Annotated in this window: 12 protein-coding genes and 1 pseudogene; 4 read left to right on the top strand and 9 right to left on the bottom strand. The window is 57.7% G+C overall.

Annotation, left to right across the window (positions count from 1 at the left end):
- Positions 1–112 precede the first annotated feature (112 nt).
- The 8 genes from ACTRWG_RS08965 to ACTRWG_RS08930 form a co-directional block, all read right to left on the bottom strand.
- The gene (locus tag ACTRWG_RS08965) at positions 113–2,284 is read right to left on the bottom strand and encodes a ParB/RepB/Spo0J family partition protein (RefSeq protein WP_009827031.1); all 2,172 of its coding nucleotides are present in this window, start codon (positions 2,282–2,284) and stop codon (positions 113–115) included.
- Positions 2,285–2,449: 165 nt separating this feature from the next.
- Positions 2,450–3,576, bottom strand: a protein-coding gene (locus ACTRWG_RS08960) for an IS3 family transposase (RefSeq protein WP_369924169.1) whose coding sequence is annotated in 2 segments (ribosomal slippage) — positions 2,450–3,330 and positions 3,330–3,576 — 1,128 coding nt in all. Because the reading frame shifts where the segments join, the coding sequence is not laid out codon by codon here.
- 204 nt (positions 3,577–3,780) lie between these two features.
- Positions 3,781–4,239 carry an acyl-CoA thioesterase gene (locus ACTRWG_RS08955; RefSeq protein WP_007120589.1) on the bottom strand — a complete coding sequence of 153 codons (459 nt, stop codon included), beginning with the start codon at positions 4,237–4,239 and terminating at the stop codon, positions 3,781–3,783.
- Positions 4,240–4,312: 73 nt separating this feature from the next.
- Positions 4,313–5,194, bottom strand: coding sequence for a helix-turn-helix domain-containing protein (locus ACTRWG_RS08950; RefSeq protein WP_232272173.1), 882 nt, complete (start codon positions 5,192–5,194; stop codon positions 4,313–4,315).
- Positions 5,195–5,246: 52 nt separating this feature from the next.
- Complete coding sequence (locus ACTRWG_RS08945) at positions 5,247–6,449, bottom strand: CaiB/BaiF CoA transferase family protein (RefSeq protein WP_007120591.1); 1,203 nt, start codon at positions 6,447–6,449, stop codon at positions 5,247–5,249.
- On the bottom strand, positions 6,449–7,603 hold the full coding sequence (locus tag ACTRWG_RS08940) for an iron-containing alcohol dehydrogenase (protein WP_007120592.1): 1,155 nt from the start codon (positions 7,601–7,603) through the stop codon (positions 6,449–6,451). The genes ACTRWG_RS08945 and ACTRWG_RS08940 overlap by 1 nt, the downstream gene beginning before the upstream one ends.
- A gap of 18 nt (positions 7,604–7,621) precedes the next feature.
- A complete protein-coding gene (locus ACTRWG_RS08935) occupies positions 7,622–8,782 on the bottom strand; it encodes an acyl-CoA dehydrogenase family protein (RefSeq protein WP_007120593.1) in 1,161 nt (386 codons plus the stop codon).
- A 15-nt stretch (positions 8,783–8,797) separates the two neighbouring features.
- Positions 8,798–9,592, bottom strand: coding sequence for an IclR family transcriptional regulator (locus ACTRWG_RS08930; protein ID WP_007120594.1), 795 nt, complete (start codon positions 9,590–9,592; stop codon positions 8,798–8,800).
- A gap of 171 nt (positions 9,593–9,763) precedes the next feature.
- On the opposite strand from ACTRWG_RS08930, the gene ACTRWG_RS08925 reads away from it, so the two are divergent.
- Together ACTRWG_RS08925 and ACTRWG_RS08920 are read left to right on the top strand one after the other, a co-directional pair.
- Positions 9,764–11,218 carry an NAD-dependent succinate-semialdehyde dehydrogenase gene (locus ACTRWG_RS08925; RefSeq protein WP_232272174.1) on the top strand — a complete coding sequence of 485 codons (1,455 nt, stop codon included), beginning with the start codon at positions 9,764–9,766 and terminating at the stop codon, positions 11,216–11,218.
- An 8-nt stretch (positions 11,219–11,226) separates the two neighbouring features.
- Positions 11,227–13,308, top strand: coding sequence for an FAD-dependent oxidoreductase (locus tag ACTRWG_RS08920; RefSeq protein ID WP_197918802.1), 2,082 nt, complete (start codon positions 11,227–11,229; stop codon positions 13,306–13,308).
- Positions 13,309–13,383: 75 nt separating this feature from the next.
- On the opposite strand, the pseudogene ACTRWG_RS08915 reads toward ACTRWG_RS08920, so the two are convergent.
- Positions 13,384–14,317, bottom strand: a pseudogene (locus ACTRWG_RS08915) (IS5 family transposase).
- Between the two features lie 252 nt (positions 14,318–14,569).
- Here ACTRWG_RS08915 and ACTRWG_RS08910 point away from each other — a divergent pair.
- Together ACTRWG_RS08910 and ACTRWG_RS08905 are read left to right on the top strand one after the other, a co-directional pair.
- Positions 14,570–15,472 carry an alpha/beta hydrolase gene (locus ACTRWG_RS08910; RefSeq protein ID WP_009827026.1) on the top strand — a complete coding sequence of 301 codons (903 nt, stop codon included), beginning with the start codon at positions 14,570–14,572 and terminating at the stop codon, positions 15,470–15,472.
- 125 nt (positions 15,473–15,597) lie between these two features.
- Positions 15,598–17,235: a flavin-containing monooxygenase gene (locus tag ACTRWG_RS08905; protein ID WP_009827025.1), complete on the top strand. Its 1,638-nt coding sequence runs from the start codon at positions 15,598–15,600 to the stop codon at positions 17,233–17,235.
- Positions 17,236–17,259: the final 24 nt, after the last annotated feature.

Genomic DNA, 17,259 nt, shown 5'->3' with positions numbered 1-17,259 from the left:
ACGGGCCAGCCGATCCGATATCGGCTGTCGGCAACCCGTCAGCCGGAAAGAGCCGCCCTCGATGTGAGGGCGGCCCAAAGCTCATGTCGTGATCAGGTCGGTGTTCGCTTCGTCAGGCCGCATCTCCGCTAAGGAAGGCGGGCAAGGACGATGGTTCATTGCTCTCCGCCTCGGCCAGAGCGTCTGCGGCAGGCACGTCGCCTTCCTCCGCCTCGGGCGCATCGCCAATCATTTTGGCGTCGGCCTCCGCCGCACCGGCAAACACCATCCCGTCTGGCAGCCAGCGCGTTGTCTTTGCTGCCGTCGCCGCGTCGAAACCTTCCGTCTCGCCGGCCGTTTCCGCGAAAGCGCGCTCCATCGCGGCTGCGAGATCGCCCTTGCGTTCGCGATTGCGATCCTCGGCGTAATCATCGCCGATGAGCTTGCGCGCCGTGGCCACCGCATGCCCCTTGTTGACGCGACCCCAGTAGTTCTGGGCACTCGGGCGCCAGCAGGCCGCCACATCGACGTCGAGCCGCGCACCAATCTCCTCAATGATGTGGGAGGGGCGATTGTCAGAGGAGAGCTGCGGCTTGACCGCGAGACCCGTCGCCCAGGCGAAAAGCGCCTGCTTGTCCGCAATGGGCAGGGCCGACATCGCCCGGAAGTCATCGGGTTTCTCCAGCTTCATCCAGTCGGTGGCGAGGTCCTGCTCCAACGCCTCAAGCATCTTCTGAGCGACGGTGTCCGCATGCAGCACCTCGCGGTTTTGCGCCTGGAAGGGCCGGATGGAGATATCGAGCGCCTCGTTGTTGTAGGACCGCCCCAAAGCCTGCTCGCAGAGCGCGTAGAGCATCGCATCGAAAGCCACCTCGAAATCCGCCGCCAGATGCGCCCGCAGGATGTGCTGACGCGTGGCGCGCAGATCGTCGGCCAGGCTCGCCGAAATCCCGTCCGCCTTGCGCAACGTCGCGGCCGGGTCGGAGCTCGGCACCGGCGTGGAGGAGGTCGGCGGCGTCACCTGTGGGCGGGCAGGGGAGGGAGCGCCATCCGGATCTGCGGTGGTATCGTCCGGTTCGGGCGCAACAGGAATGTCCTCGGGCCGCACCAGGCCTTTCTCGACGCGCAACACCCCGTCATGGCCGATGGTCAGGACTACACCGGCGATAGCGCGATCTGCCTCGGCATAGGGTTGCCGTTCGCGCTGCATGGCTTCAATTTCGCGCAAACGCGGCTCGATGGCGTAGTATTCTTCGGTCTCCGCGTCGGTCCAGTCCTCCCCGTCGTTCTGCGCCGCCAATTCTTCCTCACGCGCGATGAGACGTTCCTCCTCGGCCAGCATGTCCGCATCCGGTTCGATGTCCTGCGGATAGACCCGCCCGAAACTGCGAAACGCGCCATAATCCACCGAAAGATGCACTTCGACCCATTTCCATATCCCTTCGAAGGGTTTGGCCGCAGCCTGCAGTTTCTCAATGGCGAGACGCTCCAAGAGGTCGGGGTTTTCCATATGAGCGGTTGCCCGGTCGTCGAAGAGATCCCGCAGCAGAACCCCGCCCGCCGCCTCATACGCCTCGATGCCGACAAATCGACCAATTGCCGAGTTCGCCGAATGTGCGGCCCCGGTCAGCTGACGTTTGATGCTCTGCGGATGGATGTGATAGCCGCCCTTCACGGCGTTCCAGACCGCGAGCTGGCGGTCATGGTCGTCGGTCAGCGTGAAAGCCATCACGCATTCGAGGGTCAGATCACCGGCACGAAACTGCTCGATGATTTCGGGTGCGACACGGGCGAGTTTGAGGCGACGGCGCACCAGGTCGACGGAGACGCCGAATTTGAGCGCAATCTCGTCTTCGCTGCGACCCTCGCCGATCATCTTGTCGAAGGCCTCGAACTGGTCTGCCGGATGCATCGCCGCGCGCTGGAGGTTTTCTGTGGCCGAGGTAAGGATGGCGTTGCGCTCGTCCTCGACAAGGCAGGGCACTGGATGATCAGCGGGGATCACACCGTCCTCGGCGAGTTGTTTCAGCGCCTTGAGGCGACGACCGCCTGCGTCGACGGCAAAACGTGTCTCGGAAAGTGCGTGAACCACCAGGTTCTGCTTGATTCCCGTCTCGCGGATGCTCGCAAGAATCTCGGCATCGTCGCTGGCGCTTGCGGCCACCTTGCGGACGTTGAGTGGGCTCGGCTCCAGCTTGTCGAGCGGGATCATCCGGATGTCGGCACCGCCGTCAGGCGCGGCCGATCCAACGGCTTCGGTCTTTTTTGAGGTGGTGGGATTCGGGCGGGTCGTGGTCTTGGCCATGGTCAGGGTCCTTGTCTCGCCGGACCCGGATGAGCCTCTCTCTATCCTTTCAAGCCCGGCACCCGGGCTTCCCTTTCTCTGGCTTTCACTGTGCGTTGACGTGTGAAGTGGTCCCATCTTTTCGGACAGGTTTGCAGCGTTTCTAAGGTGTATCGGGTTTAGGTTTCATGCTGCGTGTCGCTCTTCCAAGCCTGCCCAATATGCGTCGTCCGGCGTCTGCCGATCAAGCGCGGAATGGGGTCGGCTGGTGTTATAGAATGCCATCCAGCCCTTGATGACACGACGGGCCCGGAAGCCTTCATTGATTTCTTCGAGATAGATGGCCTCCTGCTTCAGGGATCGCCAGAGGCGTTCGATGAAGATGTTGTCGAGGTAACGCCCGCGCCCGTCCATCGAGATGCGCACGCCCGCCTCGGTCAGCGTCGTGATCCAGGCCGATCCGGTGAACTGCGATCCCTGATCTGTGTTCATGATCTCAGGCGGGCCGTACCTGGCGATGGCCTCGCTCAGTGCTTCGACGCAGAAGTCGGCGTGCATCGTGTTCGACAACCGCCAGCTCAGCACCTTGCGCGTCGCCCAGTCCATGATTGCCACCAGATAGAGGAAGCCATTTCTGACTGGCACAAAGGTGATATCGGCGCACCAGACCTGGTTCGGTCGGTCAATCACCATCTTCCTCAGCAGATACGGGAAGACCGGGTGCTGAGGATGCGGCTGGCTGGTTCGTGGGCGCTTGTAGACCGCTTCAAGACCCATCTTCGCCATCAATCGCCTGACGCGATGGCGGCCAACAACAATGCCTTCCCGGCGCAGATAGGCCGCGATCTGGCGCGACCCGAAGAATGGGTATTTGGTGAACACCCGGTCGATCTCTTTCATCATCGACAGCGTGTCGGCGTCGATCCCGGCGGGCGTGTAGTAGAACGCCGACCGGCTCAGGCTCACCAGCTTGCACTGCTGGCTGATGCTCAGCTTGGGGTGATCCCGGTTGATCATCGCGCGTTTCTTTCCAGGGCTCATCGCTTCAGCCCTTCCGACAAAAAATCGTTCTCGACCGCCAGCCTCCCGATCTTGGCGTGAAGTTCCTTTACTTCCGCCTCGGTCGGGCCGCTCTGCTTGCCACCCGAGAACACATCGGCCATGCCCTCGATGGCCTGCCGCTTCCATGTGCTGACCTGATTTGGGTGCAACTGATGCTTCGCCGCGATCTCCTGCACGGTCTTGTCGCCACGCAGCGCTTCCAACGCCACCTTGGCCTTAAACTGATCTGTAAAGTTCCGGCGCTTTGCCATGTTCGTATCCCTTCAAAGGTTCGGGAAACACCTTAGCTGACTGTCCGGTTTCCTGGGACCACTTCAGACCTCATCCGCTGACCTTCGTCTCTGGCCGCGGCTTTTCAAAATGCCATTCTTGAAGGCCAGATAGAAATTTGCACTCGGTCACACGCAAACGGGGCGAAAAACCTCTTTGATTACAGGCGGCAACCTCAAAGGTTGCTAGCTCACTGTTTGATTTTCCGAACCCACTTCCGCGAGCAAAATCTGCCGAATTGAGCTTTCAATTTTGACTTTTCCAAATGTTGAAGCATCTCGGAAAACTGACTTCGTTTCGCATTCGAAGCAAATCAAGTCATGCTGACGGCCGACAACTTTTAGACCAACTGAACTTTCCCCGACATGGACCACATAGACCTCGCATGCTAGGTTCGCGCCTGCTTTCACCGGCGCATGGAATTGTAGGTCCATAGAGACAAAAGGCATGGCCGTGTTTCTTTCCGTGAGTAGAAAAAGCCAGCCCCGGCCTGAAAGCAAATCGTCCCAGAAAGTCTCGATCGCTTCCAGCGCGAAATTCGTGATCCGGCCAGTAAAGGCGATTCCCAGCTGGTCACAGTCGCCAAAGAAAATCCTGCGTTCGAAGGCAAATCGTGGTTTAAATTCTGTTTCTGGTACATTCATTGCAGCGTTACGGGCTCAACATTTCTTTGTCTCTGGTGCGTGACAGCGATAGGAAGGAATAGTTTTCCGGTAATTATGCCATGCGCCGGAATTCGGCGGGGGTCGCGCCTGTCATTTTTCGAAAAGTTCGACTAAAATGACTCTGATCTGCAAAACCGCAGTCAAGCGCGACCACTTTCAGGGGGGCATTACCCTTTCTCAGCATCTCCTGGGCCTTCGATATTCGCTTGCGCAAAACATATGCATACGGTGCCAACCCAAACTCCGCCTTGAACTGACGCGAAAAGTGAAACTGGCTGAAACCGATAGATGCGGCCATGTCTTCCAGACTGAGGTTTTCACCTAAGCAGCTTTCAACGAGATCGATGATTCTCTGCCTTTGAGCAGGGCTGAAGTTCGAGTTTGCGTCGCTGGTCAAAGAGACCTTGGCGTACTGACGCAGAAGGTGAACGGCGATCTGGATGCGCAGGGCGTCGATGATCAATCTCTGGCCGATTCCACCGTTCTTTAGCTCATTCTCTAGCAATTGGATGCAGTTCAGGATACAGGGGTCCTTCGCAGACAGACAATCATTGATCTCAATGGACTTCGGGTCACGATCAAAGACCGAAAGGGCCGTGTTTTCGAGTTCACTGTGACTGAGATAGACGTGTCTAACCGTGATAGGCTCGGACCAACTCCAAGTGGATTCCTCTGCACGCGTGAGCAAGGAAATCCTACCTTTCTCTACGCGCGCGCTTTGCCATGGGCCGCCACTCGTGCGGCGCATAGTGGTTGGCGCGCCATCATATGCAACAATCATATAGTCGCGCATGGGGGGAATTGCCGCGTCTTGTCGCTCATAACGATAGCCCTTCAGGGTAATGCCGTTCCAGTTGCACCCGGAACTGTCCAACGTAGTCGTGCCGGGAATCCATTCGGGTATCCGGTCCGGTGATATGAGCAGTCTTTCCATCTTGGCCTCCCTGAACTTTTTCACGATCGTCCGCTTGAGCTGAAATTTCGGCTTAGGTCGTCTCGCGCATCCGCGGTTCTTCTCGAACGATATTCGCTTGAGTCAATCTATCGATTTCAGCTTCTGTCAGTCCAGCCTCGCTAAGCAACTCCCTACTATGCTGCCCGAAGCGAGGCGGTGCCGCGCGAACCGCTCCGGGGGTACGCGACAAGCGTGCTGGCACGCCGGTGCCGCGGTAGGTGCCAACTGATACCACCATGCCGCGATGTCGGGTGTGTGGATGCTCCAACGCTTCATTCACATTCCGAACGACTCCGGCGGGAATCCCAGCTTTCAAAAGCACCGGCTCAAGTTTGAAGGCGTCATGTTGCACCAGGCACTCTGACAAGACCTCTGTCATCTCTGACCGATGCGCAAGACGCGCGGCATTGTCGGCAAATCGTGGATCGCAGGGCACCTCAGGTAGGCCAAGCACGTCACAGAGTTTTGCGAACTGACCATTGTTACCGATAGCCAGATAGAGTTTGCCATTACTTGTTTCGAACATGTCGTATGGTACGATATTTGGATGCCCATTGCCGGTCGCCATTGGTATCTGTCCGGACATGAGGGAATTAGCCGCTTGGGGATGCATCATGCTGATCGCGCAATCATATAGCGGCACTTCGATGGCTTGGCCCAATCCGGACCGGCCCCGTTCCAAAAGTGCGGCGAGAATAGCGTTACAGGCGATCAGACCGGTGCCGATGTCCACGATGGGCGTACCCATGCGTGTCGGGCCTTCGGAGGGATTGCCGTTGATGCTCATGAGGCCCGTCATAGCTTGTACCACGGCGTCATAGCCGGGAAAACCGCCAAGTGGGCCATCGGAACCAAATCCAGTCACATGGCAGAGTACCAGTCTAGGAAAACGTGCCCTGAGAACATCAGCATAACCAAGCCCCCATTTTTCAAGAGTACCAGACTTAAAATTGTGAACTAAAACATCCGCATCCTGAAGAAACCGCAAAATCAGGTCGCGCCCTTCCGGTTGCTGCAGATCGATAGCGATGGACCGCTTGTTGCGGTTGGCGCCAGAGAAATAAGCGCTGAGTTCATCATTGAAAGGCGGGCCCCAACTGCGGGTCTCGTCGCCCAGAGGCGGCTCCACCTTGATGACCTCAGCGCCATGATCCGCAAGCATTTGGGTGCAGTAAGGCCCGCCCAGCACGCGGCTGAGGTCGACCACCTTGATCCCGTCCAATGAGCCAGCCATCAAAGCGCCTCCTGATAGAGGCGCGACACATCTTCGGCTGTCATGTCGCGCGGGTTGGTCTCCAGCAATCGCGTGATACCGGTCACGACCTCATTAGCCATTCCGGGAATGGCTGCCTCGGTCACTCCGACACCAGAAAGTCGAGACTCAAGTCCGCTTTCGACTAGCATCCGTTCCATCTCGTCGATCAGGCCATGGGCCGCAGCCGCATCAGAGTTGAAAGGCCGCGAGGGCAGTAGTAACCGCGATAGACGAGCATATTCAGCTTCTGCAACGGGCATGTTGAACCTCATCACTGGTCCTGCGACCAGAGCGTTTGCGTGCCCGTGAGGAACCTTGAAACCTGTTCCAAGTGGGTATGACAAGGCATGAATCGCCCCCACGCTGGCATTAATGAAGGCCATCCCAGCCAGTGTCGCCCCCAACAGCATGGCCTCTCGCGCTGACAGGTCCGAAGGCGTTTCCATGACGATTGGTAAGTTCTGACCGAGAAGCACCAGCGCTTTGTCCGCCATTCCATCGGAAATGGGATTCTTTCTGGTGCGACTGGTTACTGCCTCAATGGCGTGAACCATTGCGTCTAACGCCGTGGCCGCTGTGATGTGACGAGGCATTCCCAATGTTAGCTTTGCATCTAGCAAGGCAACGTCAGGCAGAAGCTGCGGTGCATATACCGCTTTTTTTTCGTGGCTTTCCGAAGTCAGCACGGACACCCATGTTACCTCTGATCCGGTCCCTGCCGTGGTTGGCACCTGGATCAGTGGCAAGCGTTTATCGGTGACCTGATTAATCCCGATCATGTCCGTAATCGGTTGATCGTTGGCTACCGCCGCTGCGATGACCTTGGCAGTGTCCAGTGAACTGCCGCCGCCAAGTCCGATGATTCCGTCAGCACCAAAGGCCCGCGCGACCTCTACCGCGGCCTCGACGACAGCGATCGGGGGGTCCGCTTCGACTTTATGAAAAATCTCAACCTCGATGCCAGCAGCCCTAAGTGAGGCGGCTGCCTCGTCCGCAAAACCACAGGCCAATATGCCCGGGTCCGTCACGACCAGCGCACGGGTGCAAGACAAATCTTGCATCAGGCTGCCGATCCGGCCAAGCCCACCGCTCTCGCAGACGATCCTCGGGGTGGAAAGGAAATTGAAGTCCATAGTTTGTCTTCGCTCCTGTTAAGCTGCTGCAGTGCGGATCATATTCCGCGCGATCAGTATTTGCTGAATCTGGGTTGTCCCCTCGTAGATGCGGAAGAGACGCACATCGCGATAGAAGCGCTCGACCGCATATTCGGCCATGTATCCTGCACCGCCGTGGATTTGCACTGCGCGATCGGCCACTCGACCTACCATCTCACTGGCAAACATCTTGCAGCAGGCAGCATCAGTCGACACGTTCTGACCAGCGTCCTTGCGGCGTGCTGTTTCTTCGATCATGCAACGCGCTGCGAAGGCCTCGGCGCGACTGTCAGCCAGCATGGCTTGGATCAGTTGCTTTTCAGCGATGGGTTCACCGAATTGTTTGCGTTCCATCGCATAGGATAGGCTGTCACGGATCAGCCGTTCGGCGGCGCCCACACAGACGGCAGAAATATGCAGTCGGCCCCGGTCAAGGACTTTCATTGCTGTCTTAAAGCCCTTGTTCAGACGGTCCGGCCCGCCGATAATGTTCGCGGCAGGCACGCGGACATTGTCAAGGATGACGTCGCATGTGTGCGAGCCCTTCTGCCCCATCTTCCTGTCAGGCTGGCCAAGCGTTATGCCTGGCGTCCCTGCCTCGACGAGAAAGGCGCTTACGCCGGCAGAACCTTCCGCCTCTGGATTGGTCCGGGCAAAAACCGTGAATAGATCGGCACGCGGTGCATTGGTAATGTAGCGTTTCGTGCCGTTCAGAAGGAAATCGTTACCGTCACGCCGCGCCGTAGTGCGCAGACTGCCAGCATCCGACCCAGCATCTGGCTCGGTTAGGGCGAAGGATGCGATCATATCTCCGGACGCGAGAGCTGGTAGATACTGCGCCTTCTGCTCGTCGGTTCCATCGATGATGATTCCCTGAGAGCCGATCCCGTTGTTGGTGCCAACTAGCGACCGGAACGCAGGCGAAGCCTGGCCAAGAACGAAAGCGGCTTGCACTTCCTCTATCATCGACAAGCCGAGCCCGCCGAAATCTTCCGGGATCGACATGCCGAAAAGGCCCATCATGCGGATTTCATCGACCAGCATCGGCGGAATCACATCCTCGTCGGCGACGCGATCCTCGTAAGGGATTAGTCGCTCTTTCACGAAGCGGTCGAGCGCGTCGAGAAACTGGGAAAGGGTATCTTTATCAAGGGCCATGATGCTCTCTATTGTTCAGGGTGCGACCGCCGCAACGCGGCGGACAAGATCGACAAGGCGGTGCGCGACGTCGCTTTCGATCCAGTCGCGCGTAAGGGTTTGCGAAGGGCCACCGCAGTTGAAGGCAATAATGGGTGAGCCGTCCTTCGGCACGAAGGGCACCGCTACAGCGTTCACATCACGTTTCCACTCCGTGAAGGACGTGCAGTAACCGTGCTGTTGGTAGTCTGCGATAGCTGCTTCGATTCCGGGCTGCACATTCGGCCAGTTGTCGCCTTCATGTTCCTCCACAAGGGCCAGAATTCTGGCCCGCTCATCCGGGTCGTGCGCCGCTATGCAGGCGCGACCAACCGCGGTCGTGGCCAGTTTAATATGGGCACCAACCTCGATCGCCAGCGTGACGGCATTAGTGCCCTTGCACCGCTCCAGATAGACCATCGATAGCCGGTCACGACTGGCCATGGCCACCGGCATGCCTGTGTAATCAGCCAGCTCCTGCATAAAGGGCTTCGCCAGTTGCCGCAGCGGAATCCCTGCAAGGCAGGAGAAACCCAACGAAAGCACTGGAGGGGCCAGTCGATAACGTGCTGTATCCGGGTCGTAGCTGAGGTATTCCAGCTTGTTCAGTGTATAGGCCAGCCGGGAGACCGTCGATCTGCTCAGGCCAGTGCGCTCGGCCAACTCACCGTTCCCCAGAGCCTCCCCTTCCCGCCGAAAGGCCCGCAACAGCTCCAAGCCGCGCGCCAACGCCGTGACAAAATCGCGATCCTGTTTCTCGGCATCCTTGGTGCGGTCTTTCCTTGGTCTCACGATATCCCTCCTCGGAAAGAATTATGCGTCTTGAAACACACCTAAACGATCGATAACGTCCGAGTCAATACTGCGGTAAACTTTCCCGCTATGCGGAAAATTAAGGTCGTCCACCTAGTCCCATTCGTGCCGGATCCTGCGGATGACACAACTAAGCGAGGGCATAATGCCATGAAAGAAATGAATTATCCGACCATCCAGCACCTCATCGGACGAGACTGGATCGCTTCTCCCACGCCAGAGGATCGTGCAGTCATAAACCCTGCAAACGGGCAAACTATCGGACAGATTCCGCAGGCTAGCGCCGCAGATCTAGACCATGCGGTTCACTCGGCCGAATCAGCTTTTCGCCGATGGAAAAACAGCTCTCCCATGGAACGAAGTGCGATTTTGCGGCGGTTTGCCGACCTGCTGCGCCAAAATGACAGACTGATCGCTGGCTGGATCACTCTCGATGAAGGCAAGCCGCTGGCTGAGGCTTTGGCTGAGGTCCGCGCCTCGGCTGACCACGTTGACTGGCACGCCGAGGAATGTCGGCGCATTTATGGGCGCATCATTCCATCACGCAGCCCGCGGGTACAGCAGCTTGTCGTGCGCGAACCGATAGGCGTCTGCCTTGCCATCACGCCTTGGAATTTTCCGCTGAGCCAAGCGGTACGCAAGGTCGCGGCGGCGCTTGCGTCAGGTTGCACGATGATCTTAAAAGCCCCGGCAGAGGCTCCGGCGGGTTGCATGGCAATTGCTCGCTATCTGCTGGATGCAGGATTGCCCGAAGGCTGTCTGAACCTTGTCTGGGGTAATGCGGCCTTCATTTCGGAAACTCTAATTGCGCGCCCCGAGGTGCGCAAAATCACCTTCACCGGTTCGGTCGAGGTGGGCAAGCATCTGGCAGAATTGGCTGGCCGCCATATGAAGCGGGCGACGATGGAGCTCGGCGGTCACGCGCCCGTATTGGTGTTCGACGACACCGATGCCACGGCCGCGGCGCGCGCCTTGGCGGTCAACAAGCTGCGCAATGCAGGCCAGGTGTGCATCGCCCCAACCCGGTTTTACGTACAACAAGGCATCTACGATCGATTTCTGTCCGAACTAGTTTCAGCATTTGAGAGCGTAAAGGTGGGCGCTGGTTTAGCCGAAGGCACGCAGATGGGACCATTGTGTCATCGCGGACGCGTGAATGCGATGGAAAAGCTCGTCGAGGATGCCCGCGAAAACGGCGCACGGGTGTTGACGGGAGGCAAAAGGCTTGGAAATCATGGTAACTTCTATGCCCCGACAATCGTCGATACGCCCAACGACGACATTGACTTGATGCGCGAAGAACCCTTCGGCCCGATTGCTGTCGTCTCGTCTTTTCGTGACATAGAGGACGGACTGTCGCGGGCCAACGGGCTACCCTTCGGGCTGGCGTCCTATGTCTTTACCAATTCGTTAGAGCGTGCAGATAAAGCAGCTGCGGGTTTGCAGGCAGGTATGGTAAGCATCAACCAGTTCGGCCTCGCTCTGCCCGAGACTCCGTTTGGAGGCGTGAGAGACAGCGGCTATGGGACTGAAGGCGGGACGGAAACCTTCGAAGGCTATCTCATTACCAAATTTATCTCGCGCAATCGCGCGCCAGTGCTGTGAGGATGCCCATGCCTGTTGAATTAAGCTTCTCAAATGACGCAGCAATTCTGACCATAGACAATTCGCCGCTTAACCTAATCAACGCGGAGGTTCGGGCTGGAATACAACACTGTATCTTCAAAGTCCTCGAAACTGGGGCTACCAGGCTGATTATCACCGGCACAGGAACGACCTTCGTCGCGGGCGCGGATGCGAAGGAATTCGGTAAGTTGCCTGTTGATCCACAACTAAATGATGTGCTGATGCAACTTGCACACCTCCCGATTCCTACTATCGCAGCAATCAACGGGGCTGCGCTTGGTGGGGGACTAGAGATTGCTCTGGCTTGCTGCTATCGCATCGCCTCAACTTCTGCCAAACTGGGCTTGCCAGAGGTAAACTTGGGGATCGTGCCTGGCGCAGGGGGAACCCAAAGACTGCCGCGACTTATCGGTATTGAAGCTGCGCTTGACATGATTGTCACCGGGAAGGCTGTTTCCGCCGAGCAGGCACTGAAAATGGGACTGATCCAGCTGCTAGCCGATGACCCGCTTGGCGCGGCCATAGCTCTCGATGACGATGTACTTGAGGCGGCACAGGCACCCGACAATCTTCCTTCACCAAAGCCAAACCACGTCGCAGCGGAAGTCGCCCGAGCGCATGTAGCGCGGCGTATGCCTGGCCAGAATGCCCCGCAGGTTGCGGTGAACCTAGTCGCGACCAGTGCGACGACGCCGCTGCACGACGCACTAGCCAGCGAGCGCTCTGCGTTTTTGGACCTTCGTACCTCGGATCAGGCGCGGGCCCTTAGGCACGTTTTCTTCACCGAGCGTACCGCAACCAACAAGGGGCGCGCCTACCCCCGACCTTCCCGAGATGCTGAAACCGCCATCGTGGTCGGTGGTGGCAATATGGGCGCAGCTATTGCGTACACGCTGGCGACCGCAGGGATCTCGGTGACTGTCGTCGAACGTAGTGCCTCGTCCGCCGAGTGGGCCAGTAAAAACCTGCAAAAGCTGATTGATCAGGGTATCAGTCGCGGTATTCTGTCCGTCGATGCGGCAAAGACGGTTGAAGACCGGCTGGTTACGGTCTCAGGCTATGACGCTCTGCCACCAACCGATCTAGCAATCGAGGCGGCCTTCGAGGATTTTGCGGTTAAGACCGCGATCCTGACCGAACTCGAAGGCGCACTGCCACCCGAGACCATCATTGCCACAAACACATCCTATCTCGATGTAAATCGGCTCTCTGATGGGTTGAAACACCCGGCACGCTTTGTAGGGATGCATTTCTTCAGTCCTGCGCATATTATGAAACTTCTGGAAGTCGTCAGGAGCGACCGAACGTCAGACGGAACATTAGGTGCAGCACTTGTGCTGGCGCACAGGCTTGGTAAAATCCCGGTACTGTCTGGTGTTTGCGATGGCTTCATCGGAAACCGAATTTTGTCGAGCTACCGTCGCGCCGCTAATCGCCTTCTGGTGGAGGGGGCTAATGTCGACGAGATCGACGCGGCTATGCGCGGATTCGGTATGGCGATGGGTCCATATGCTGCACAGGACATGTCGGGGCTGGACATCGCCTACGCGAATATCCGTCGCAAGGCAGTTGCCGAAGGGAACTGCTGTGGTCACGTGCCCTTGGTCGAGCGGCTGGTCGAAAAGCACAAACGCCTAGGACGCAAATCGGGCGCCGGATGGTACGACTATGGGCCAGACGGCAAACCCTCACATTCGGAGCTGGTCGCTAGCGAAATACTCCGTGTCTCAGAAGAAATGAACTTCACTCGCCGCGAGTTCTCAGCTGACGAAATCGTAGAAAGGCTCTTGCTCACAATGGTGGCGGAAGCCTGCGATATCCTTGACGAAGGCGTAGCAGAAAAACCGCAAGACATCGACCTAGTAATGATTCACGGCTACGGATTTCCCCGCTGGCGGGGAGGCCTGATGCACCACGCCAAAAATATCGGCAAGGATCGGTTGACCGCGCTCTTCAGCGCGCATGTCAAAGAGGATCCTTGCGGCTGGAGGGTGCCTCGTTATTTAGAAAGAGTTTTCGCGACCGGGGAGGAACATGTCAGCATGTTTCCCACGATCACCGGCAGATAAGTTGTCTTTCTGTGGTAGAGGGAGTCTGTTTTGCAAATGGGGTGATGGCCGTGGTTGCCCTTTCCCCGGATAAACTTATCCCACAGCTTCCGTAACGGGTATGCCGAGTGCAGTGTATCCGTTCAGGACGGCGATGCGGACTGGGAGTGCCGCGACCTGACGGTCAAAGTCCCGCGCTATAAGGCGATGCCCCAGCGACATGACACAGTTCATTTTCGTCTCGACACTGCTTCGGCGGTGGTATCCGCTCCATCGTCGCCAGAGCGCGCGAGCCAGGCACTTCGCCGCGCGCAGGGCCTCGTTTCGCGCCACGGCTCCGGCGGTGATGGTCTTCCATGGCTTTGCGTTCTTGCGTGGCGGGATAACGGCGTGGGCACCACGGTCAGCAATTGCGTCGTGGCATTTCCGTGTGTCGTAGGCACCGTCAGCCATGACACTGCCGATCTACTGGTCCGCCGGGATCTGGTTGAGGAGGTCGGGTAAAACCCATGCATCGCCGATGTGGCTCCCTGTGACCTCGTCACTGCGCGAACCTCCAGTGTTTCCTCGTCAACCCCGAGATGGATCTCGGTCCAGACGCGCCGTTTGGGTCCACCATGCTTGCGGGCGTGCCACTCGCCTTCGCCCGCGACTTTGATACGCGTGCTGACAGCAGGTGCAGCGGCCCCTTGGAGCCGCGATTCGAGATGTTCACGGCCAGGGTCTTCTGACGCCGGGACAGGGTGCTGAAGTCGGGCACAGTCCGGACGAGACCAACCAGCTGCAGCAGGCTCTAGACGAACCCAGTCGTCTACCGGAGCGCCATGCCGAATAACACCTTCATGGAAAGGCAGGTCTGGCTGGAGGCATCGCTGTAGGTCTGCTGCCGGCCACGACTGCCTATCGGCGCGGCCTCCCAGCTCATTTCGGGGTCGAACCAGATTGCCAGAGCGCCCCGGCGCTTGAGCGCTTCATTGTAGGCTCGCAAGTTCCTGGTGTTGTAGGTCGGGGGTGCAGTCTGCTCATGCACCCCGGCTACCAAGCCGGGTTCATAAGATGGATCCCGCACGGAATTTGTTCAACAGAGCCTAGTAGCAGGCATATCTGCCTCACGACAGGCTGAGCAAGATCATACAATTTCCAAAGCAGGTATGTTCAATACACGGTGCATTCTTCGCCCTTACTCTGAGATCATTGGCGTACGCCTCAGACCGTTTGACGCCTCCGAGATTGGCGACGTCAGGTGGTGGCTTTGCCAAATGTTACTCTTGGGAGGATAAATATGGAAATCAGTAGAGAAGCGGATACGCTGCGGGCGCTTTATCAGAATTGGACCGATCAGATGGTCGAGAACCCAGACCTGACGATCGCGAACTTGCGCAGCATGTTCGATGAATGGGGGCAGCCTGCTCTAGAGCCGGAAAACGTTAGCTACAAAAGCGATCATATCGGAGGAGTCGAGGCTATCTGGGCACTGCCTGTCGGGGCCGATACCTCGCGTGTAATTGTTTACACTCATGGTGGCGGCTTTGCCGTCGGCTCAGCCGATAGTCATCGGAAAATGGCAGGGCACCTCGCTAAGGTGCTTGGGGTTACGTCGGTGATCCTGCACTATCGACGCGCACCCGAGCACCCATTTCCGGCGCAGATCGAAGATGCGGTAGCCGCGTACACAGCATTGCTGGATAAGGGCTTCAAGGCAAGAAATATTCTGACCGCTGGCGACAGTGCTGGCGGCAATCTTGCCATCGCCAGCGTGCTGAAATTTCGCGAACTTGGGCTGCCACTGCCCGGAGCGGTCATCGCATATTCGCCCTGGCTAGACATGGCGATGCGCGGGGAAACACTGGAAACCAACGCGGAAACCGATGCGCTAGTCGGGAAACCGATTCTCGAAGCGATGGCGGGAATGTTCCTCGGTGAAGGCACTGATCAGCTAAATCCGTTGGCCAACCCTCTGGAGAACGATTTCACCGGTTACCCGCCGCTTTATATCAATGCCGGAGGGGCTGAGACGCTTAGGAGCGATGCCGAGCGGTTGCACGAAAAGGCCAAGGCACAGGGCGTAAATGTGACCCTGTCTATCGTCGAAGGCATGCAGCATGTCTTTCCCGCGCTTTCGGGACGCGCGCCCGAGGCGAACGAGGAACTTGGTCGCATCGCCGCATGGTATCAGGCCCTCTGACACCTGTACTCGCACTGCATTGCGGTGCGGTGCGGTGCGGTGCGAGAGAAACCCCTACGACACATTCATCTGCCATCTCACCCGCAAACTGCGGGGCGGAGCAGTCTTACTCTGGGAGGAGTGACATGAACATTCAGACTGAGATTACTAAAACATCCGGAGCGGATTACGACGCAGTCGTCATTGGCGCGGGCTTCGGCGGGCTTTACGCCGTCCACAAACTTCGCAACGAGCAGGGACTGAACGTCCGGGGCTATGACAGCGCCAGTGACGTTGGCGGCACCTGGTGGTGGAACCGATATCCCGGTGCGCTGTCGGACACGGAAAGCTATGTCTACCGCTATTCTTTTGACAAAGAGTTGCTTCAAAAAGGCCGCTGGAAAACGCGGTATCTGACCCAGCCCGAGATCCTCGAATACATGAACGAGGTGGCGGATCATCTCGATCTCCGACGCAGCTACAAGTTCGACACCAAGGTGGACGGCGCGCACTATAATGAAAAAACCGGTCTCTGGAACGTGATCACTGATAGTGGTGAGACAGTTACCGCCAAATACCTTGTCACTGGCCTCGGTCTCTTGTCCGCAACGAATGTTCCAAAATTCAAGGGCATCGATGATTTCAAAGGCCGTATCTTACACACAGGTGCCTGGCCCGACGGCGTGGACTTGAGCAACAAACGCGTGGGCATTATTGGCACTGGCTCGACCGGTGTGCAGGTTATTACAGCAACGGCACCAGTTGCAAAACACCTGACTGTTTTTCAGCGCTCTGCACAATATGTCGTGCCGATTGGGAACACCCCGCAAGACGATGCTACCATCGCAGAGCAAAAGGCAAACTACGATAGTATCTGGAATCAAGTGAAGAATTCTGTTGTGGCCTTCGGCTTCGAAGAAAGCGTCAAGCCCGCCGAAACCGCCTCCCCCGAAGAACGGGAGCGGGTCTTCGAAGCCGCCTGGCAGCGCGGCGGTGGTTTCTATTTCATGTTTGGCACCTTTTGCGATATTGCGACCAGCCAAGTGGCCAATGATGCGGCCGCTGACTTCATCAAGGGCAAAATCAAGAAAATCGTGAAGGACCCCAAGGTCGCAGAGAAACTGACGCCGAAGGACCTTTACGCCAAGCGCCCGCTTTGCGGAAACAACTATTACGAGGTCTACAACCGAGACAACGTGACCCTCGCCGACGTTAAGGCCGATCCGATCGCAGAGTTCACTCCGAACGGCATACGTCTCGAAAGCGGCGAGGAGCATGAGCTTGACATCGTAATCTTTGCCACTGGCTTCGATGCGGTCGACGGCAATTACGTCAAAATGGACCTCCGCGGACGCGGAGGCGTGACCATGCGCGACACTTGGAAGGAAGGCCCGCTCGGTTACCTCGGCATGATGGAGGTCGACTTCCCGAACTTCTTCATGATCCTTGGCCCTAATGGCCCCTTCACCAACCTGCCCCCCAGCATTGAGACGCAAGTCGAATGGATCGCTGACACGATTTGCACGGTGGAAGAAGAGGGGGTTCGAAATGTGGAGCCAACCGTGGAAGCGCGCGATGCTTGGGTTCGCACCTGTCGTGAAATCGCCGACATGACACTCTTCCCCAAAGCTGAAAGCTGGATCTTCGGCGCAAATATCCCCGGAAAGAAGAATGCAGTAATGTTCTACATGGCCGGGATTGGCAATTACCGAAATGCCATTAATGCAGTGAAGGAGGAAGGTTATACATCCCTGATCCGCAACCGCACTGCCGAGAAGGTGTAAAGAATTCCGCCGGGCATCAAGAAT

The organism is Leisingera sp. G5_S3_59_S7, from assembly GCF_054968485.1.
Note: the sequence above shows the minus strand (reverse complement) of the source record. Positions and strands in the feature narration are given on the sequence as shown.